The sequence below is a fragment of the Chitinimonas sp. genome, from assembly GCF_036568685.1.
In the GTDB taxonomy this organism is placed as follows: Bacteria; Pseudomonadota; Gammaproteobacteria; order Burkholderiales; family Chitinimonadaceae; genus Chitinimonas.
Window position 1 is genome coordinate 1 of sequence record NZ_DATCSC010000127.1, and the last position, 19,451, is coordinate 19,451.

21 protein-coding genes are annotated in these 19,451 nt (G+C 65.5%); 6 read left to right on the plus strand and 15 right to left on the minus strand.

The features are described from left to right. Positions 1-4 precede the first annotated feature (4 nt). Entirely contained in the window at positions 5-160 is a 156-nt protein-coding gene (locus tag VIM95_RS23335) for a response regulator transcription factor (protein WP_349258187.1), read from the plus strand. 240 nt (positions 161-400) lie between these two features. On the opposite strand, the gene VIM95_RS18015 is transcribed toward VIM95_RS23335, so the two are convergent. The 12 genes from VIM95_RS18015 to VIM95_RS18070 form a co-directional block, all read right to left on the minus strand. Then, positions 401-1,438, minus strand: a complete 1,038-nt coding sequence (locus tag VIM95_RS18015) for an alginate O-acetyltransferase AlgX-related protein (protein WP_331988495.1) — start codon at positions 1,436-1,438, stop codon at positions 401-403. An 18-nt stretch (positions 1,439-1,456) separates the two neighbouring features. Beyond that, positions 1,457-2,923, minus strand: coding sequence for an MBOAT family protein (locus VIM95_RS18020; protein ID WP_331988497.1), 1,467 nt, complete (start codon positions 2,921-2,923; stop codon positions 1,457-1,459). A gap of 121 nt (positions 2,924-3,044) precedes the next feature. Then, a complete protein-coding gene (gene siaD / locus VIM95_RS18025; RefSeq protein WP_331988499.1) occupies positions 3,045-3,830 on the minus strand; it encodes a biofilm regulation diguanylate cyclase SiaD in 786 nt (261 codons plus the stop codon). Between the two features lie 8 nt (positions 3,831-3,838). After that, positions 3,839-4,216 carry a biofilm regulation phosphoprotein SiaC gene (gene siaC / locus VIM95_RS18030; protein WP_331988501.1) on the minus strand — a complete coding sequence of 126 codons (378 nt, stop codon included), beginning with the start codon at positions 4,214-4,216 and terminating at the stop codon, positions 3,839-3,841. A gap of 20 nt (positions 4,217-4,236) precedes the next feature. Next, positions 4,237-4,779, minus strand: a complete 543-nt coding sequence (gene siaB, locus VIM95_RS18035; protein ID WP_331988503.1) for a biofilm regulation protein kinase SiaB — start codon at positions 4,777-4,779, stop codon at positions 4,237-4,239. A gap of 31 nt (positions 4,780-4,810) precedes the next feature. Next, positions 4,811-6,808, minus strand: a complete 1,998-nt coding sequence (gene siaA / locus VIM95_RS18040; protein ID WP_331988505.1) for a biofilm regulation protein phosphatase SiaA — start codon at positions 6,806-6,808, stop codon at positions 4,811-4,813. Between the two features lie 196 nt (positions 6,809-7,004). Continuing rightward, positions 7,005-8,351 carry a glutamine synthetase family protein gene (locus VIM95_RS18045; protein ID WP_331988508.1) on the minus strand — a complete coding sequence of 449 codons (1,347 nt, stop codon included), beginning with the start codon at positions 8,349-8,351 and terminating at the stop codon, positions 7,005-7,007. After that, positions 8,348-8,944 (minus strand): PH domain-containing protein, encoded by a 597-nt coding sequence (locus tag VIM95_RS18050; RefSeq protein ID WP_331988510.1) that lies wholly within the window; start codon positions 8,942-8,944, stop codon positions 8,348-8,350. Before VIM95_RS18050 ends, VIM95_RS18045 begins: the two co-directional genes overlap by 4 nt. A 27-nt stretch (positions 8,945-8,971) precedes the next feature. After that, positions 8,972-10,267: an FAD-binding oxidoreductase gene (locus VIM95_RS18055; protein ID WP_331988512.1), complete on the minus strand. Its 1,296-nt coding sequence runs from the start codon at positions 10,265-10,267 to the stop codon at positions 8,972-8,974. 10 nt (positions 10,268-10,277) lie between these two features. After that, complete coding sequence (locus VIM95_RS18060) at positions 10,278-11,435, minus strand: CaiB/BaiF CoA-transferase family protein (protein ID WP_331988514.1); 1,158 nt, start codon at positions 11,433-11,435, stop codon at positions 10,278-10,280. A 31-nt stretch (positions 11,436-11,466) separates the two neighbouring features. Next, the gene (locus VIM95_RS18065; RefSeq protein ID WP_331988516.1) at positions 11,467-12,219 is read right to left on the minus strand and encodes a hypothetical protein; all 753 of its coding nucleotides are present in this window, start codon (positions 12,217-12,219) and stop codon (positions 11,467-11,469) included. A 66-nt stretch (positions 12,220-12,285) separates the two neighbouring features. Then, positions 12,286-13,464, minus strand: coding sequence for an acyl-CoA dehydrogenase (locus VIM95_RS18070; RefSeq protein ID WP_331988518.1), 1,179 nt, complete (start codon positions 13,462-13,464; stop codon positions 12,286-12,288). A 284-nt stretch (positions 13,465-13,748) separates the two neighbouring features. Between VIM95_RS18070 and VIM95_RS18075 the strand changes: the two genes are divergently transcribed. The 5 genes from VIM95_RS18075 to VIM95_RS18095 all read left to right on the plus strand — a co-directional run bounded on the left by VIM95_RS18075 (position 13,749) and on the right by VIM95_RS18095 (position 17,490). Next, positions 13,749-14,639 carry a DMT family transporter gene (locus VIM95_RS18075; protein ID WP_331988520.1) on the plus strand — a complete coding sequence of 297 codons (891 nt, stop codon included), beginning with the start codon at positions 13,749-13,751 and terminating at the stop codon, positions 14,637-14,639. Beyond that, positions 14,636-15,391, plus strand: a complete 756-nt coding sequence (locus tag VIM95_RS18080; RefSeq protein WP_331988522.1) for an IclR family transcriptional regulator — start codon at positions 14,636-14,638, stop codon at positions 15,389-15,391. The genes VIM95_RS18075 and VIM95_RS18080 overlap by 4 nt, the downstream gene beginning before the upstream one ends. An 82-nt stretch (positions 15,392-15,473) precedes the next feature. Then, positions 15,474-16,001, plus strand: coding sequence for a glutathione peroxidase (locus tag VIM95_RS18085; protein WP_331988524.1), 528 nt, complete (start codon positions 15,474-15,476; stop codon positions 15,999-16,001). Next, positions 15,998-16,996 (plus strand): NAD(P)/FAD-dependent oxidoreductase, encoded by a 999-nt coding sequence (locus tag VIM95_RS18090; protein ID WP_331988526.1) that lies wholly within the window; start codon positions 15,998-16,000, stop codon positions 16,994-16,996. Before VIM95_RS18085 ends, VIM95_RS18090 begins: the two co-directional genes overlap by 4 nt. A 41-nt stretch (positions 16,997-17,037) precedes the next feature. After that, positions 17,038-17,490, plus strand: coding sequence for a DUF3429 domain-containing protein (locus VIM95_RS18095; protein ID WP_331988528.1), 453 nt, complete (start codon positions 17,038-17,040; stop codon positions 17,488-17,490). A 22-nt stretch (positions 17,491-17,512) separates the two neighbouring features. Here VIM95_RS18095 and VIM95_RS18100 read toward each other — a convergent pair whose 3' ends face one another. Genes VIM95_RS18100 through VIM95_RS18110 form a run of 3 tightly spaced genes read right to left on the minus strand, consistent with a single transcriptional unit; the run spans position 17,513 to position 19,446 of the window. After that, positions 17,513-18,151: an FMN-binding negative transcriptional regulator gene (locus VIM95_RS18100; protein WP_331988530.1), complete on the minus strand. Its 639-nt coding sequence runs from the start codon at positions 18,149-18,151 to the stop codon at positions 17,513-17,515. Between the two features lie 26 nt (positions 18,152-18,177). Next, the gene (locus VIM95_RS18105) at positions 18,178-18,792 is read right to left on the minus strand and encodes a pyridoxamine 5'-phosphate oxidase family protein (protein WP_331988532.1); all 615 of its coding nucleotides are present in this window, start codon (positions 18,790-18,792) and stop codon (positions 18,178-18,180) included. A 33-nt stretch (positions 18,793-18,825) separates the two neighbouring features. Then, the gene (locus VIM95_RS18110; protein ID WP_331988533.1) at positions 18,826-19,446 is read right to left on the minus strand and encodes a pyridoxamine 5'-phosphate oxidase family protein; all 621 of its coding nucleotides are present in this window, start codon (positions 19,444-19,446) and stop codon (positions 18,826-18,828) included. Positions 19,447-19,451: the final 5 nt, after the last annotated feature.

Here is a 19,451-nt window from a genome sequence, read left to right on the forward strand (position 1 = left end):
AAGGTTGGCGGGGGAGGGCAAGTCCTCCGGCGAGATTGCTGGCATCGTGCACCTATCCGAGGGCACGGTGCGCAACTATCTGTCGGAGGCTATCGGCAAGCTCGGGGCGGCCAACCGGGTGGAGGCGGCACGCTTGGCGCGGGACAAGGGCTGGTTGTAGGGCCTTTCTTTCACAACTTGTGCCTAAGCTCTTGGTTCAGCACAGGCCCCGGGGGGACCCGGGTGTTGACCCTCTGCGATGGCTGAATGTGAGCCGGCCCTATCCGTGATCGCATCCCTACCCCCTCCGCCCCGCCCGCTGGCGGGGAACCTCGCTGCGCTCGTGGGCTTCCGCCCAAGGAATGCGGGTTGGGTGTCTGCAAACACTCACCGCCATCCTTTGGCGGGGTATTCAGGGGCCTTAGTTGGCTGGTTGTGCGTTATTGCTTGTCAGTGCGCGCCAGACAGCTTCGCCGACGAGGTTGAAGCCTTCGCGGCTCAGGTGGGTGTCGTCGGGTAGGTAGAGGTCGCGTTGCGTGAGGCGGGCTTCGCGCAGCAGGGGGCCGAGGTCGAGTTGGTGGACGCCGGGTAGCGCCTTGATGGCTTGCCAGGGGTCGACGTAGCGGTGTTGCTGGCCGTAGCCGGCGGGCAGGTAGACCGAGGATTTGTCTGGCATCACCAGCCATAGCGGCTGCAGGCCGGCCTCGCGCAGGCGCTGGTCGATCGCGGCGAGCTGCGGGGCGCCTTCGAAGGTGGGCTTCTGGAAGTCGTTGCGGTAGAAGAGGCCATACTCGCAGCGGCGATGGCTGAATTGCTGGCAACCATCGACCATGGCCACCACGCGGGTGTGTTGGAAAGTGACGTCCTGGGGCTGTTGCTTGAGCCGCAGCGTGTGCCACAGCGCCTTGTAGACCCAGTCCCAACCTAATACGCCTTGCTGTTGCTCCAGTGCGTTGGTCTTGATCAGCTGCAAGGGGGCGGCGGGCGCGGCGGTCGGTTCGCAGCTCAGCTGCATGCGGCCTTCCAGGCTGCGCTCCACACTCTCGATGATGATCTGGCGACCCTTGAAGCCCGATTCGCGGATCAGCCGGGCGAGATGGCTGCCGAAGTCCGGTGCGCCGGTGCAGGCCTCCAGCAGGTCCCAGTGCACGGTCGCGGTCCGCAGGCCGTGGGCCTGCAGGCGGCTTTGCCAGATCTGGCCGATGGAGAAGGAGTCACCGATCACCAGTACGTCGGCCTTGGCAAAGGCGCTGTTGATACGCCATTGCTCGGGGATGGGCGGCGGGGTCTGGCGCGGGCCGAATTCGACTTCCGGCAGGTGGCCCAGGCGGGCGAGATCGCCGGTCAGCGGGCGGCTCCAGGCGGCACCCAGGGCGCCGACGATGGCCATGCACAGCAGCGCCGCCACGATGACCAGGCAGTAGTTCTTCAGGGAAAGGGGGCGTGACAGACGGGACATGGCGCGACGGCGATCAGGTCAGAACTGGAAGTAGAGGAATTCGGAAGGCTTGTGCAGATTGGTCAGCACGCCATAGCCGAGCAGGGTCATGAGGGCGGCGTAGCCCAGCGTGGGGCGCCAGCCCAGCCGGCGCAGGAGCCCCTGCCGGCTCTCTGGCGCGGACAGAGCGGCAGCTTGTGCATTGGGCAGGTAGAGCGCGATGGCGAAGCCCAGCAACAGCATGGGTAGGGCGCTGGCCCGCTCGATGCCGGCCGACTGCACGGCTGCGCTGGCGAGGCCCGCGAGGCTGTGCAGCAGCGAGAGCGCGCTGGCGAGGCTGTCGGCACGGAAGAACACCCAACCCAGCATTACCGCGAGCAGGGTCAGCATCCAGGCGGCCGTTTGATAGAGCCGGCCCTCACCGTGCCAGCCGTGCCGCGCCATCAGGGCACGCCAGGCATGGTTGACCAGCAGGTAGAGGCCGTGCAGGCCGCCCCAGATGACATAGGTCCAGCCGGCGCCGTGCCACAGGCCACCGAGCAGCATGGTGATCATCAGATTGGCGTAGCGGCGGCCGTCGCCGTGCTGGTTGCCGCCCAGCGGGATATAGAGGTAGTCACGCAGAAAGCGCGACAGGGTCATATGCCAGCGGCGCCAGAAGTCGATGATGCTGCGAGCCTGGTAGGGGGAATCAAAGTTCTGCGGCAGGCGGATATTGAACAACATCGAGATGCCGATGGCCATGTCCGAATAGGCCGAGAAGTCGAAATAGAGTTGCAGGGTATAGGCCAGGATGCCGATCCAGCTCTCGGCTGTGCTGACGGTCTGGCCTTGGGCCAGCAGGTGGAAGACGGCATTGGCGGGCTGGGCCAGGGTGTCGGCCAGCAGTACCTTCTTGCCCAGGCCCAGGAGGAACAGGGTAAGGCCGCGGGCGAGGTTGTCCCAGTTCGGCTGGCAGATATCGGCATGGGCGAACTGCGGCATCATCTCCTTGTGGTGCAGCACCGGACCCGCGATCAGGTGCGGGAAGTAGGTGATGAAGAGCACGTAGTGGAGGAAGCGATACTCGCGCACCTTGCCCTGGTAGGTATCGACCAGGAAGGCGATCTGCGTGAAGGTGTAGAAGGAGATGCCCAGCGGCAGCACGATGGCGGCCATGGCCCAGTGCAGCCCCGTGAGCCGGGCGAGGTTGTCGACCAGGAAGTTGGCGTACTTGAAGTAGGCCAGGAGCCCCAGGTCGGCGGCGATGGCGAGGCCCAGTGCGAGCTTGCGGCGGGGAGTGCCGCGCGCGGCCATTTGGGCCAGGCCGTAACCAGCCAGGTAGTTGAAGGCGATGGAGGCCAGCAGCAAGGCCACATAGCGGGCATCCCACCAGCCATAGAAGGTCAGTGAGGCGGCGGCAAGCCAGCCTGATGCCCACATCGGATTCCGCCGCCCCAAGAGATAGAAGCCGAGCAGGGTTGCCGGCAGGAAGACGAAGATAAAGATGTAGGAATTAAACAGCATGGGGCGCTAGCGGGCTGGGAAAAAGGGCCGGGCCGACATGGTGCCGACCCGGTGTGGGGCGGATTGTCCCATGGAAAGCCCCTTTTGAGGCAGGCTGGCCAGCTTCAGGTGCCGGCGGTGCTCAGGCCATTTCGCAGCGGTCGCGGCCGCCGCGCTTGGCGGCCAGCAGGGCGGTGTCGGCCCGCTTGATGGTCTCGGAGTAGCTCTCGCCCGCGGCGTGTTGGGCCAGGCCCGCGCTGACCGTAAGGCTGAGCGTCTGCTCGCCAACGCGGATGGCCAGGGTGCGGATGTTGTCGCGCATGCGCTCGATCACGCCGGCGGCGGTCGCCACATCGGTCTCGGGCAGCAGGATCAGGAATTCCTCGCCGCCCCAGCGGCCGCACAGGTCGTATTCCCGCACCTCGGCCTCCATCACGCGGGTAATTTCGATCAGGGCGGTATCGCCGACTTCATGACCGTACTGGTCGTTGACCAGCTTGAAGTAGTCGATGTCTATCATCGCCACGCTGAAGGTGTGTTGCTGCCGCTCGCTCCGTTCGACCTCGGCCTTGAGCCGCTCCACCAGCAGCCTGCGGTTGGCGATCCCGGTCAGCGAATCGCGGGTGGAGGCCTCGCGCAGCGCGAGGTTGAGATCGCGCATCATGTGCTGGTAGCGGTCCGAGATGCGGGCTACTTTCTCCAGCTGCCGCAGCTGCTTGTCAAAGCGCTCGGACAGGCTCATTTCCCGTTCGCGTGCCAGGCTCTGGTAGACGTCGGAGACACGGGTGATGCGCTCCATGCGGTTGAGCAACTCGCGGTGCTGCTGCCAGAGCTGCCCCAGCACATGGGTGACCGGGTGGTCGCGGTAGTCTGGGTCGGCCAGGAAGCGTTTGATGACTGCTTCCAGTTCGCTCTGGTCTGGTTTCATGGCGAGTCCTAGTCGTGACCGACGATTTCAAAGGGAAAGGTGCAGTCTTCCTTGAATTCCTCGGCCAGTTCGGCCACCCGCTCGTTGCGGTTGTCGTAGTGCCAGTTCACCGCCACCGGTTTGCCCTTGTGGTGGGCCTCTTCGAGCAGGTCGAAGATGTCCATCATGGCCTTGATGCTGCTGGTGTTGAGGTAGAGCAGGCGCAGTTCGAGCTGCAGCGGCCGGCCGGCTTCGGCCAGGTAGCGCTGCACCCACTCGAAGACTTGATGGAACAATTCGTAGGAGTTCTCCGGGTAGGAGTCGCCCTGCATGCTCAAGGTACCGCTGCCCCAGACGCCTTGGATGGCCGGGGTGGATTGGGTACCGCTAATGGAAAAATCACTCATGGTTTTTGCTCTTCGATTGCTTAGATCACGGCGCGCAGGCTGAAAAAGGCGCGGCCGTCGGCCAGCTCGCGCAGTGAGGCGACCAGCGGGGCGCTGGCCTTGCGGGCGATATCGATCAACCCAAGGCCGGCGCCGCTGCTGGCGCTTTCATCGCGTGGCTTGCGCAGTTGTTCCTTGTAGGCGGCCTTGAGTGCCGCCTTGTCGAGGCCGGCCAGCTTGTCTATCTGGGCCAGCAGGTTGCGGCCGTCAGCCTCTTCGACCAGATTGCCGGCCGAGACCACGTAGTGGCCGTCGCTGTCGCGGGCGATCACCACCGTGGCGGCGGCATCCTGCTCGGCCCAGCCCTTGAGGGTGGCGTAGTGGCGGATGTTCTGGGTCATCTCGATATACACGCCGAACACATCCATGGCCGCCGAGGGGTGGGCATGGTCGGCCTGCAGGTAGTTGCGCAGGGCGTTGCCGATTTCCTCGATCAGGCTGCGCGAGATCGGGCCATTGAAGCACAGCATGATCTGTTGCCGGTTGTAGCTCTCGCGCATGCTATACAGGTCAATCGAATCCATCGTAGCTCCGTATCTGGGGTTGAGCAGGCTATCAGTCAAAGCGGAAACACAGCATCGTAATATCGTCGCGCTGGGCGTGCTCGCCCTGGTAGCTCGCCAGCGTAGCGGCAAAGGCGCTGCCTTGCTCGGCCAAGGGGCGGCTGGCGTGGCGCAGGATCATCTCAGCAAAGCGGCTGCTGCCAAAACCAAAGCCCTGCTCGCCGCCGGCCTGGTCGAGGAAACCATCGGTGGTGAGGTAGAAGCTGCGGCCGGCCTTGAGCGGCAGGCGGGCGTTGCTGTACTGGCCCAGGCGCTTGTCACCGATGGCGCGGCGGGCGCCGGGTAGCTGTTCTACGGTCTCGCCATCGCTGTAGTAGAGCGCGATCTTGGCGCCGGCGAAGGTGACCTCGCGCGCCGCGGTATCCACATGCACTAGGCCCACGTCCATATTGGTGGCCAGCGCCTGCTGCTCGGGTTGGTCGCGCAGCATGGCGCGCACGATCTGGTCGGTACGGGCAAGGATGGCGGCAGGGTCGGAGAGACCCGCGTCGGCGATGGCCTGGTCGATGGCGGCGTGGGCCAGCATGGTCATCAGCGCGCCGGGCACGCCGTGGCCGGCGCAATCCACCACCCCCAGCAGATAACCCTGCTCACCGGCGCGGTAGACGTAGAAATCACCGCCCACCACATCGCGCGGCCGCCACAGCACGGCATGTCGCTCGTCCATATCGCTCATCAGCTGACGGTTGGGCAGGATGGCGCGCTGGATCAGGCTGGCGTAGTCGATCGAATCATCAATCTTCTTGTGCGCCGCCGCCATGTCGCGGTTGGCCTGCTCCAGCGCCTGGGTCCGCTCCTTCACGCGCGATTCCAGGTCGGCGGTATGGCTGCGCACCTTTTGCGCCATCACTCCAAACGCCGCGCTGAGCTGGCCGATCTCATCGGCACGACCCTCGGGCAGGGCCACTTCGTATTGGCCGGCGGCCATGGCCTTGGCGGTCTGCTGCAGCTGCCGCAAGGGCCGTAGCACCAGGGCTTCGACGGCGTAGGCAAAGCCTGCCAGGAGGGCGACCAGCAGCACCGCCAGGGTCAGCAGCATGGGGGTGAGCCACTGATCCTCGATCACCTTGGCGGCGTGCAGATCCACGGCGGTGAGGATGAACCAGGACAGCTCCGGGACATAGCTGATGGCCAGCAGCTGGGCTTTGCCGCTGAGCTTGACCTTGCGCACCTCGACGCTGCCGGGTTGTGCCTCGGCGGCCTTCATGGCATCGCGCACCGACTGTATCTGGCGGTTGTCGCCCAGCAGCCGGAACAGACTGGTGGCTTCGTTGCTGGCGCGCTGGGTAGCGGAGTTGTAGCCGATCAGGCTGGGGTCCGGATGGGCCTGGATGTCACCCTTGCGGTCGATGATGATGGGGGTGACACCGGCTTCGTCACTGTTGACGAACTGCTTGAGGAAGGTGGTCAGGTCGAGGCCGGTACCCGCCATGCCGATCTTGCGCTCGCCGTCGCGGACGATGATGTTGAACCAGACCTTGGTCTCGTTGAGGGTGACGTCACGGTTGACGTTGATGGCGTAGTGCGAGATGTCTCGCAGGGTATTGAAGTACCAGCTGTCGGCATCCTTGCCGGTTTCCAGCCGGTAGCGTGGCGCGGCGCTGAAGCTGCCCTTGGTGTCGTTGAAGTAGTACTGGTGCGAGCGGTCGGAGGCGATGAAGTAGGAGTGATCGCGGAAGTCGCTGCGATAGCCCTCGGCCTCGCGGAAGAACAGGTCGCGCTTGGCGGGGTTGGTCTCGTCTTCCAGCCATTGGCGGGTGACCTCGGAAGCGGCCAGCCGTTGCGACAGGGCCAATTCACGCGAAACCGGAGCGAATACCCGCTCGCGGCTCAGCAGCGTGGCGTTACGGGCATAGGCGAGGCCGAAGTGGTTGCGGATATTGTCCACCACCTGCCAACCGATCAAGGCGGCCGGCACCAAGGCCAAGAGGCAGGCGAGCGCCAGTGCCAACAGTGATTTGCCGCGTAAACCCAGACCTAGTGCCGCCATGCGCATTCCTGTGCTGTGGGGGCCGCTGGCCCTGACGATGTGGCCGCGATTGTGCCGTGCCCTGCCGCTGCGGGCAATGCGCAGCATCAAGGCCTGATGGGTTTCCAGCGGCCTTGTTGTACGGATGTACCGCCGGTGGTGGGTTCAGGGTCTGTGCATGGTCTGTCCAGATGGGGACGCGACCATGCACGGGCACTCAGATCAGCCCGGCCAGGTAACGTCGCTCCCAGGGGGTGATTTCGCCCCAGAAGCTATCGAGCTCCAACTCCTTGACCGCGACGAAGGCGTCGACGAAGGCATCCCCCAGCCGGTGGCGGGCGACGGCACTGCCATGCAGGGCCGCGAGCGCGGCATCCAGGCTGCGCGGCAAGGCGGGGCCGCTGTCCGCCTGGTCGAACACGGTACCGAGCGCCTCGGCAGTTGGCTCCAATGCCTGTTCCATGCCGTGCAGGCCCGCCGCCAGGCTGCCGGCCAGGGCGAGGTAGGGGTTGGCGTCGCAACCCGGGATCCGGTTCTCGACCCGCCGCGCCACGGGTGAGGAGAGGGGTATGCGGATGCCGGCCGAGCGGTTGTCATGGCTCCAGGCGAGGTTGACCGGTGCGGCCATGTGCTTGGCAAAGCGCCGATAGCTGTTCACATGTGGGCAGAACAGCGGCATCAGTTCGGGGATCAGCCGTTGTTGGCCGGCGATAAAGTGGCGGAACAGGGCGGTGGCGCTGCCATCGGCCGCGCTGAAGATATTGCGCCCGTCCTTGTCCACTACGCTCTGGTGCAGGTGCATGGAGCTGCCGGGTTGACCCGCCAGCGGCTTGGCCATGTATACCACCTGCAGGCCGTGCTTGAAGCCGATCTCACGCAGGGCGTACTTGAACAGCAGCGTCTGGTCGGCAAGCGTGAGTGCATCGCCATGCAAGAGGTTGATCTCGTACTGGCTGGGGCCGAGTTCATGGACAAAGGTGTCGCCCGGTATGCCCAATATGTCGAGCGCAGCGTAGACCTCATCCCAGAAGGCAGCATGATCGTTGAGGCCACCCATGCTGAAGCCCTGGTTGCCGTCCTCGCGCCGGCCATTGCGGCTGACGGGCGGGGTGAACGGCTGGTCGGGGTCGGTATTGGCGGCGAAGAGATAGAACTCCAGCTCCGGCGCGACCACCGGCGACCAGCCCCGTTCGGCATACTGCGCCAGTACCCGTTTGAGCACGTTGCGGCCGGCAATGGGGGTGGGCTGGCCGTCCAGGTCCACGCAGTCGTGCAGCACCAGGGCGCGTGGCTGGCTGGCCCAGGGTACTGGCTTGAGGGTGTCGAGCAGCGGTACCAGGCGCATGTCCGGGTCGCCCTCGCCCGAATAACGGTAGTCGGCCCAGTCCCCGGTCACGGTATGGATGGCCACGGCGCGGCACAGGCGCAGCTCCTGGCCGGCCGCAAAGGCCTTGGCCGGCATGGCCTTGCCACGCGGTACACCATTGATGTCGGCGACCAGGCATTCCACTTCGCGCGCGGCATGCTGGGTCAGGAAGGAAGAGATCGGGTCGTGCTGTTTCATGATTGCTTCTCGGGCTGGGACGAGCCGGCCTGGGCCGGGTGTACGGGATTCGGGTTGCTGGCGCGTGACTGCAGCAGCAGGCTGATTTCATCGAGCCGCTCGGCGATGCGGGCCAAGAGGACCAGCTGCGCATCGGGTGCGTTTGCGGCGGTGCCAATCGGCTGGCCATGGCGCAGGGCGTCTCGGGCGGCCAGGATGCGGCTGCGGAATTCATGGGCGTCGATGATGCCCACCAGCGACATCTGGTTGCCGGCATGCTGGCTCTGGCCGGCGGTCTCGAACTTGAGCATGGCCAGGTGGAACTGACGCAGGATAGGGCCTTCGATAAAGGTCACATCCTGGATGTTTTCAAGCGGGATGGTCTTTTCGACCTGGAACAAGATGCCCTTGCGAAAGCGCAATGTACGGCTGCTGAGCTCGCACTCGAGCTTGTCGTAGTAGTGCCGTGCCCACCATTGGCCGACGCCGCAGAGCCAGAGCAGGGCCAGAGGGATGCCGACTACGGTGATGGCCAGCAGGAAGGCGCCCTGCAGGACCAGATAGGGCCGGATCAGGGTGTTGAAGCTGGCGCGTTGCAGGATGGTTTCGTTCATGGTCGTCGGATTGGGTTGGAACGGGGGTCAGAACAGGTCGCGCAAGCGATACCAGGTCTTGCCGGCTGCCTCCATGGGGCCGGCCAGCCAGCGGCCACCGGGCAGGGGCGGGTTGGACAGGCGCATAAAGCGGCACAAGTGGGTGTCGTCACCCAGTATGGCTTCGGCCAATACTCTACCCGCCACGCAGGTGGGGATAACGCCGTGGCCGGAAAAACCCTGCGCCCAATAGACATTGCCGCGGCGGCCGAAGTCGGGCGTGCGACGCAGGGTACAGTCGATCAGCCCGCCCCAGCCGTAGTCGAGCCGTATGCCCTTGAGCTGTGGAAAGACCCGTTCCAGCGCGGGCCGCATGGCAGCGGGGATATCGCGCGGCATGCCGCCCAGATAGGTGCAGCCGCCGCCGAACAGGAGGCGCTGGTCAGCACTGAGGCGGAAGTAGTCGAGCACGAACTGGTTGTCGGTGACGCAGGCGCCGCTGGGCAGCAGTTGCTGGGCCCGTTCGCCCAGGGGCTCGGTGGCGACCATGAAGGTGCCTACCGGCAGGATGCGGCGGCTGCGCTCGCGGTCCAGCTCGCCGAGGTAGACATTGGCGGCCAGTACCAACACGTCGCAGCGCACCCGGCCGACGGCGGTGTCGACCACGATGCGCTCGCCAGCTTGGCGATGGCGCAGGGCCGGGCTTTGTTCATGGATGACTGCACCGGCCCGCTCGGCGGCTTCCGCCAGGCCCAGCACATACTTGAGCGGGTGCAGATGACAGGCTTCCGGGTCGTACAGGCCGGCCTGGTAGCGCGGGCTGTCCACCCAGTCGCGCAGCTCGTGTTTGGCAATAAAGCGCAGGTCGCGGTAGCCCCAGTGCTGGCTGGCTTCCTCCTGCCAGTCGGTCAAGAGCTTGACCCGCCGTGGCAGCACGGCAGTCCAGAGGTGGCCCTGGCGCAGATCGCAGTCTATGCCGTGGCGGGCAACCCGCTCGCGGATCTCGCCGGCCGCCTCGCGCAAGAGCTGCCAGATCGCCATGGCCTCGTCGCGCCCCAGCTGGGCCTCGATGGGCGGCATATCACAGGAGAAGCCGAGTATGGCCTGGCCACCGTTACGGCCGGATGCACCCCAGCCCACACGATTGGCTTCCAGCAGGGTGACCTTGCGACCAGCTTCGGCCAGACGTAGCGCGGTGTAGAGGCCGGAAAAGCCGGCGCCGACCACGCACACCTCGGTATCCACTTCGCCTTGCAGGGCGGGCCGCTCGCGCAGGCGATCCGCGCTGGACGCTGCGTAGTAGCTCTGGGGATAGGACGGGCTGGGCAGGTGTTCGCGGATCATGGCGGTAGCTTCAGTTCAGCGTGCCCAATACATCGGCGGTGTGCTGCCCCAGTGTGGGCGGGGCCACGTCGTAGGAGATGGGGGTGCGCGAGAACTTGATCGGGTTGGCCACCATGCGCACCGTACCGGCCGGGTGGGGAATCTCCACCACCGCGCCGCGCGCTTGCGCCTGCGGTTCGTGCAAGGCTTCCGGGATGGTATTGATGGGCCCGCCGGGGATGCCTAGCCGCTCCATCTGACCGATCCAGTGCGCGCGCGGGGCTTGCGCCAGCGCAGCCTGGATCAAGGGGATCAGGCTGTCTCTATGGGTGACACGCCCCTTGTTGCTGCTATAGCGCGCATCCTGCGCCCATTCCGGGTGACCGCACAGCTCGGCAAAGCGGGCGAACTGACTGTCGTTGCCGACTGCGACGATGACATGGCCGTCGCTGGCGGCAAAAGCCTGGTAAGGCACGATATTGGCGTGGGCGTTGCCATAGCGCGGCGGCTCTACGCCACCCACCAGATGGTTGCTGGCGACATTGGCCAGCATGGCGAGCTGGCAATCGAACAGGGCGAGGTCGATATGTTGGCCCTCACCACTGCGGTCGCGGTGGGCCAGGGCGGCCAGGATGGCGACCGTGGCGTACATGCCGGTGAAGAGATCGGTAACCGCAACACCCACCTTCTGCGGTTCGCCTTGGGGCTCGCCGGTAATGCTCATCAGCCCGCCCAGGCCCTGGATCATGAAGTCGTAGCCGGCTTGCTCGGCGCGTGGGCCATGCTGGCCAAAGCCGGTGATGGAGCAGTACACGAGGTCGGGCTTGATGGCGGCCAGGCTGGCGTAGTCGAGCCGGTATTTGGCCAGGCCGCCGACCTTGAAGTTTTCCACCACCACGTCGCAGCTTTTCACCAGTTCGTGCAGCACGGCCTGGCCCTCGGTACTGGCGATATCCAGTGCTACCGAGCGTTTGCCGCGGTTGGTGCAGAGGTAGTAGGCCGCTTCGCGGGTGCTTTCACCGTGCCGGTCGCGCAGGAAGGGTGGCCCCCAGCCGCGGGTATCGTCGCCGCCGTCCGGCTTTTCGATCTTGATGACGTCGGCGCCCATATCGGCCAGCTGCTGGGTGGCCCAGGGGCCGGCCAGGACACGGGACAGGTCGAGGATGCGCAGGTGCTTGAGGGCGGACACGGTAGGCTTCTCTCCGTACCGCAAATCAAGGTCAGCGGTACTGTTGCAGGTATTTTTGGTAGGCCGCTGATTCACGCTCGTTGCGGATAGCTTGCCAGTAGCGTTCGGTCAGTTCGTGGTTCTGTTCATAAAAGGTGCGCGCCACCATCAGGAAGAGCACCGTGCGATCAAAGGGCGGATCCAGCGGCTCGACCAGACCCTGGTAGCGGCCCTGCAGCAGGCTGGCGACTTCTTCCTCCTGGGCGATCACGGCGACCAGCCGACCCAAGCGCAGTTTTTCCAGGTTCTGCGCCGCTGTCCGCGCGCCATCGTCGTAGGCGGCGCGGGTGGCTTGCAGCTTGGCCACATGGACAAAGCCCTGCTGCACGCCAACCTGCCCGGCGCCCAGGTTTTGGAAGCGATGACCATCCCAACTGACCGTACTGCCAGGCCGGCGATAGACCAGGAAGCGAGTCAATGCCAGCGAGCGGGTTTCGTCCGGCAGGCCGCCCTGCAAGGGGTAGGCCGCGTAGGCTTCGCGCTCGGCGATCCAGGCGCCGACTGCGCCATCGGCCTGGCCGGTACGTAGCTCCTCCAGGCAGCGACGGCGTGGTGCGACATGGTTGTCGAAGGCCAGACCGATGCTCTGGGCTGCGCGGCGCAACAGCACCTGGGTCTGGCCGCTGCCATCCGGCAGGGTGTAGGGGTAGAAGGGCTGGTCCAGCGTGCAGAGCCGGAAAGGCGCCGCCCGGCTGCCCGCGGTGAGGCCGGCAGCCAGGCTCAGGGCAAGAAGAGAAAGGCGCATCGGGAACCCTGCGGGTCGTTTGGATGTTCCTCATTCTAGGAAGCCCCCGGCGCTTTTCCCTTCGATTTACTGACCGAAGGCGGCGATACCGGTCTGGGCGCGGCCGAGGATCAGCGCGTGCACGTCGTGCGTACCCTCGTAGGTGTTGACCGCTTCCAGATTCATGACGTGGCGGATGACGTGGAACTCGTCGCTGATGCCGTTGCCACCGTGCATATCGCGGCTGATGCGGGCGATATCCAGCGCTTTGCCGCAGTTGTTGCGCTTGATCAGGCTGATCATCTCGGGCGCGGCACGGCCTTCGTCCATCAGCCGACCCACGCGCAGGGCGGCCTGCAGGCCCAGGGTGATCTCGGTCTGGAAGTTGGCCAGCTTGAGCTGGATCAGTTGGTTGGCAGCCAGCGGGCGGCCGAACTGCAGGCGGTCCAGGGTGTATTGGCGGGCAGCGTGCCAGCAGAACTCGGCGGCACCCATGGCGCCCCAGGCAATGCCGTAGCGGGCCTTGTTAAGGCAGCCGAAGGGACCTTTGAGGCCGCGAACATTGGGCAGCAGGTTGGCTTCGGGCACGAAGACCTCATCCATCACGATCTCGCCGGTGATGGAGGCGCGCAACGAGAACTTGCCTTCGATCTTGGGGGCGGAGAGGCCCTTCATGCCACGTTCGAGCACAAAGCCGCGGATCTCGCCGTCGTCGGTCTTGGCCCAGACCACAAACACGTCAGCGATGGGCGAGTTGGTGATCCACATCTTGGCGCCGGAGAGCGAATAGCCGCCATCCACCGAGCGGGCGCGGGTGATCATGCTGCCGGGGTCCGAGCCGTGGTTGGGCTCGGTCAGGCCAAAGCAGCCCACCCATTCCCCGGTGGCGAGCTTGGGCAGGTATTTCTGTTTCTGCTCTTCGGTACCGTAGGCGTAGATGGGGTACATGACCAGAGAGGACTGCACGCTCATGGCCGAGCGGTAGCCACTGTCGACCCGCTCCACCTCGCGTGCTACCAGGCCATAGGCCACATGGGAGACGCCGGCGCAGCCGTAGCCTTCCAGGGTGGAACCCAGAAAACCCAGCTCGCCCAATTCGTTCATGATCTCGCGATCGAAATGCTCATGCCGGTTGGCCTCCAGCACGCGGGGCATGAGGCGGCCCTGGCAGTAGTCACGCGCGGCGTCGCGGATCATGCGCTCGTCTTCAGTCAGCTGCTCGTCCAGCAGCAGGGCGTCGTCCCATTGGAAGTGCGGCTTGGCCATGTCTCTCTCCATCTCTTGGTCTATACGGCGCAGCGGTTTGCGGGGGCGGCGCGATGGGACATCGACCCGGCTTCCTCCTCCATGGCACCTGGGTGCCAGCCGGGTCGCAGTCCCACCCGCACCTGCTGCCGCCCGTATTCGGGCTGGCGGGCAGGGCGTGGCCGTCCTCGCAAGCTGCTTGCATTGTTCCGCAATGCGGAACACAATTTCACAATGCGAAACAGATTACCCGTCGCCAGTGCCGGTGTAAAGTCGCGTCCCCCGCCCATTCCCAATAACGCAAGATGCTGAATTCCTTCCTGATTCGCTGGCAGGCCTTGTCCGGCAACACCCGTGGTGTGTGGTTGGTGATGCTGGCCATGCTGTGCTGGGCCGGCATGAGTGCGGTCAATAAACAGCTGGGTGGCGCCGGTCTCAGTGCCGAGCAGTTGGTCTTTCTGCGCGCCAACGTGGTGCTGGCCATGTTGCTGCCGCTGGTGTTGCGCAGCCGTGGCCGGCTGGTGCTGACCCGCAACCCCAAGCTGCACCTGGTACGCGGCTTCTTCATCGCCTCCTCGGCCTTTTGTGCCGCCTGGGCGGTGACCCGGCTGCCGCTAGCCGAGACCAATGCCTATCTGATGACCGTCTCGCTCTTCATGCTGCCGCTGGGTGTCTTGTTCCTGAGCGAGCGGGCGCATTGGTTGCGCTGGGCTGGGGTAGGGGTAGGTTTTCTGGGCGTGCTGGTCATGGTGCAGCCGGGTACCGCGGGTTTGCAGCCGGCGGTACTGGTGGCGCTCTTGTGTGCGCTGTTCGAGGCCGGTCTCGGGGTGGCGCTGAAGAAGCTGGGTAGCGTCGAGCCCATCACCACCATCATCTGGTGGAGCTACCTGACCAACTGGCTGGTGTTCGGCCTCATGTCGGACTTCGCACTGCCGACCTTGCCCGTCGCGGCCTGGGGGCTGCTGCCCATCCTGGGCTTGTGCACCCTCGGGGTCTTCATCTGTTACATCCATGCCTATCGCGCCGGCGACGCCAGTGCGGTGGAGGCGGGCAGCTTCTCGCTGCTGCTGTTCAGCCCTCTCTTGGGCTATTTCTGCTTTGGCGAAGTGCCGCAGGAGGCTTTCTGGCTGGGCTCTGGCCTTTTGGTTGCGGGCATTGCGCTGGTCATCATCGAACCCAAGGGGCGTGCCGCTTGAATACCGAACATGATAACGACCGACTGTTCGTCACCGCCTTGGCCCGTGGCCTGGATGTGCTGGCGGCCTTCAAGGCCGGCGACAGGGCGCTGGGCAATACCGAGCTGGCGCAGCGCTGCGGTCTGCCCAAGTCCACCGTCTCGCGGCTGACCTATACCCTTTGCCAGCTGGGCTATCTGAGCCAGGATGAAGCCGGCAAATACCATCCGGCGCCGGCGGTGCTGACCCTGGGCTACGCCGCCCTGGCTGGCCTGGACCTGCGCGAACGGGCCCGCGCGCCCATGCGCCGGCTATCGGAAGACACCGGTCTCTCGGTGACCCTAGGCGTGCGGCAAGGGACGCGGGTGGTCTATGTGGAGACCTGCCGGGCGCCGACCCGGGTGGGCATACGGCTGGAGGTGGGTTCCAGCGTGCCGCTGGCCACTACCGCCATAGGCCGGGCGTTGTATGCCACGCTGGCTGAGGCGGAGCGTAGCCCGCTCGATATGCAACTGGCGGAAGAGTACGGTAAGCGCTGGCCGGCACTGCAGCAGGGTCTTGCAGCTGCGCTAGCGGACTATCGGCAACAGGGCTATTGCGCCTCCTTTGGCGAGTTCGAGCCGGACATCCATGCGGTGGCGGTCCCCCTGCCTGGTGGCAACCCGGCGATGGCGATCAACTGCAGCGGGCCGGCCTACCGGCTGAGCCCGGCGCGCTGGGCCCAGGAGATTGCGCCGCAGTTGATCAAGCTCGCCAGCGGCCTGTCGGTCTGACGAGGGGCCGGCTGCCAGCTACACTGACGGTATCCCATCCCGCGCCGCTGGCCTGGGCGCCGCCGTCCTCTGGAGACCTCCTATGTTGCGTCCTGCCTTGCTTGCCATGGCGCTTGTATCGCCGCTGTACGCCGCCGACTGCCCACCCTTGCTGCAGCATGCCTTCAAGACCCTGCAGGGCAAGCCGCTAGACCTGTGCGGCCTGGCTGGCAAGCCCATCCTGGTGGTGAACACCGCCAGCAAGTGCGGTTACACCCCGCAGTTCGAGAAGCTCGAGGGCATGTACAAGCAGTATCGTGCCCAGGGCTTGACGGTGCTGGGCTTCCCCAGCAACGACTTCAACCAGGAGCTGGCGAGCAACAAGGAGATCGGTGATTTCTGCAAACTCACCTATTTCGTCGAGTTCCCCATGGTCGAGGCTTCCAGCGTGCAGGGCGAGGGGGCGAATCCCTTCTTCAAGGCGCTGAGCAAGGCCACCGGCCAGGCGCCGAAGTGGAATTTCCAGAAGTATCTGATCGCACCCGACGGTAAGACGGTATACGCCTTCTCCAGCCCGACCGAGCCGGATGCGCCAGAGTTAATGGCCAAGCTCAAGCCCATGCTGCGATGACCCTGGACCTGCTCGCCACCGTCGATATTGCCGTGATCGGCGCGGGGCTGGCCGGTTTGAGCTGCGCCCGGCACTTGAGCAATGCCGGCGCCAAGGTGGCGATATTCGACAAGGCGCGCGGGGTGGGGGGACGCTTGGCAACCCGGCGCGGCAGCCTGGCCTGCTTTGACCATGGCGCGCAGTACTTCACTGCCAGGGCGCCGGAATTGGTGTTGGCGGTGGCGGACTGGCAGGCGGACGGTGTGGTGGAGCAATGGCAGGGGCGGATACGCGCTTTTGACGGTACGCACTTCGCGCCCGTGCCCAGCGAGCGGCGCTATGTGGGTGTGCCGGGCATGAGCTCCTTGGCCCAGCACCTGTTGGGCAAGCTGCCCTTCTTTGCCGAGCACCGGCTGCTGGAACTGGCCTGGAATGGTCATGACTGGCGGCTCAAATTCGAAGACGGCGGGCGCTGCCACGCGCGCTGGCTGGTACTGGCCCTGCCTGCCCCGCAGGCAGCGGCCTTGCTGGGTATGGAGCACCCGTTGTATGCGCAGGTGGCGTCGGTCAGCATGGCGCCCTGCTGGTCGGTGATGTTGCGCTGCGCCCGGCCCCTGCCGTGCGAGTTCGATGGCTGCTTCGTCAACGCCGGCCTGCTCAGCTGGGTGGCGCGCGACAGCAGCAAGCCGAGCCGTCCACGTTCCGAAGCCTGGGTGTTGCACGCCAGCCCGGTCTGGTCGCGGCAGCATGTGCGTGAATCGCCCGAGGCCGTGACGGTGGCGCTGCTATCGGCCTTTGCCCGGTTGGCCAATACCCGTATCGAGCCGCCCGAGGTCAATGCCCATCGCTGGCTGTACGCAATGGCCGACCAGCCGCTGCAATTTGGCTGCCTGGGCTTGCTCGACCAGCATTTGGTGCTGGCCGGCGACTGGCTCAATGGCTCGCGCGTGGAGGGCGCCTGGCTCTCCGGCCTGCGCAGTGCCGAATGGCTGCTGGCCTTGTCAGCCAAGGCTTAAGCGGCAACACTGAAGGCGGGCATCCATCCTCAGGAGCGATCATGCGCTTTCTCTCCACCACGCCTGCTCCGGCACTCTGGCTGGGCATCGCCGGCATCCTGCCGTTCTACGCCTGTTTGCTGGTGGCAGCGCTGGGTTGGGCGCACCATCCCTTGATCCCTATCAATGCCATGGCCATCTATGCGGCGGTGGTGCTGAGCTTTCTGGGTGCGGCCTGGTGGGGGCTGGCGGTGCATGCGCCACCGGCGCTGCCGGTGGGCCGCTTCTATGTATGGGGTGCGGTGGGCGTGCTGCTGGGCTGGGGCGCGCTGATGCTGCCGACCAACAAGGGCCTGGCGCTGCTGATGGCCGGCTACCTGGGCCAGAACCTGGTCGACCACGGCCTGGCCTTTCGTCACCCCAGCCTTTTTCCGCGCTGGCTCTTGAGCTTTCGACGCGCGCTGACCGTAGGCGTGGTGCTGGCGCTTATCCTGGCGTCGGCACTATTGCCTTGAAGTGGGGCAGCCTTGGTTGGGGCTAGGCGGTCAGCGGCTTGGTCCGCTGCATCCAATCGGCCACCGCCAGGGCGTGTGGTGAGCCCTCGGCGGCAAGGCCGGCCAGGGTGCCAGCGTAGTCGGCCGCCGGGCGGTTCTGGCTCAGCTTGAATTTGCCGGTGAGGCTGGTCAGCGGGATTTCGATGCCGACGATGGCGCGGTAGAGCTGGCTGCGGAAGTCGGCCGGGGCGTGGTCCAGTGTCCAGGGCTCGGGCTGGCTCGCTTCGAACCTATCGGTCAGTGCGCTGAGGATGGCTTCCAGCCGCGTTGGGTTGCTCACGGTCTGCAAGGGACCGCGTGCCTCGACCAGGGCGTAGTTCCAGGTCGGTACGACCTTGCCGCCCGCCTGCTTGGATGGGTACCAGCCCGGCGATACGTAGGCATCCGGGCCGTGGAACTGCACCAGCGCTGGCTGGCCTGCCAGGGCGAGCAGGGGATTGTTGATCGCCACATGGCCGTACAGCGTGCCCAAGGGGCCGCGCGCGGGATCGAGCAGCAAGGGGACCGGATTGGCCTCGATGCCGTCCGGGCCCACCAGCATCAGGCTGGCCAGCGGGTAGGCAGCGATCAGGGCGTGCAGCAGCTCGGGGCGCTGCTCGACAAAGTGGGCGGGCTGGTACATGCGGCGCTTTCCTGACCGTGGGTCTGTCATCCTGCCATAGCAGGGTCGGGTATGGGCGTGCCAAAGCGGGTTTCGAGAGGGCGCACACCGGCCCAGACCGGGATGGCCATATCGGCTTCGTCGTCCTTGGGTGGGCCCGAGCGCATCTTGGCCACGGCCTCGACGATGTCGAGCGCCAATACCGTAGTGGCGGCGAACTCATTGTCGTCCGGCATGCGCACCTCCTGGCGGCGGCCGGGAGCGATCTTGTCCATGAAGGCCGCCAGTGAGGCCCATTTCTCGGCTTCATCATCGACTACGCGGAACTGCCCGTAGACCATGGCGGAGCGGTAGTTCATGGAGTGGTGGAAGGCGGAGCGCGCCAGTACCAGGCCATCGACCTGGGCCACGCAGACGCAGGCGCGGGCACCGTCGGCCAGGGCCTTGAGCAGGCGGCTGCCGTTGCTGCCGTGGATATAGAGCGTGTCATCCACACGCCAGTGCGCGGTGGGGATGCAGTGCGCCTGACCATCGACCGTGAAACCGACATGACAGATCCAGCCGGTGTCGAGGATGGCCTGTACGGTGGCTCGGTCATAGTGGGCGCGGGCGGCCATGCGGCGCACGCGGGTCAGTTCGGTTTGCGGGTAGCTGCTGCTCATGGTGGCTCCTGGCTGCTTGGGCGACGGCCCTGCTTAGATAACGGCTTCGGGCTGGGCGTCGGCAACCGGCGTGCCGAAGCGGGTTTCGATGGGCCAGACGCCGGCCCAGACCGGGATGTCCATATCGGCGGCGTCGTCCTCGGGCGGGCCCTGGCGGATCTTGGCGACCGCTTGTTCGATATCGAGCGCCAGCACGGTGGTGGCGGCGAATTCGCTATCGTCCGGCATGCGGACCTCATGGCGGCGGCCGGGCTCGATCTTGTCCATGAAGACTTCGAAGGAGCGCCACTTTTCGGCCTCGTCTTCGACCACGCGGAATTGGCCGTAGATCATGGCCGAGCGGTAGTTCATGGTGTGGTTGAAGGCGGAACGAGCCAGGACCAGACCATCCAGGTGGGCGATGCAGACGCAGGCTGAGGCGCCCTGCGCCAGAGCCTTGAGCAGACGGCTGCCGTTGCTGCCGTGGATATAGAGCGTATCGCCTATGCGCCAGTGGGCAGTGGGGATGCAGTGGGCCTGCTCACCTACGGCAAAGGCAACCTGGCAGATCCAGCCGGCGTCGACGATGGCGTGGACGGTGGGGCGGTCGTAGTTGGCGTATTGGGCGATGCGGCGGATACGGGTCAGCTCGGTCTGGGTGTAGCGGTCGGTCACGGCAT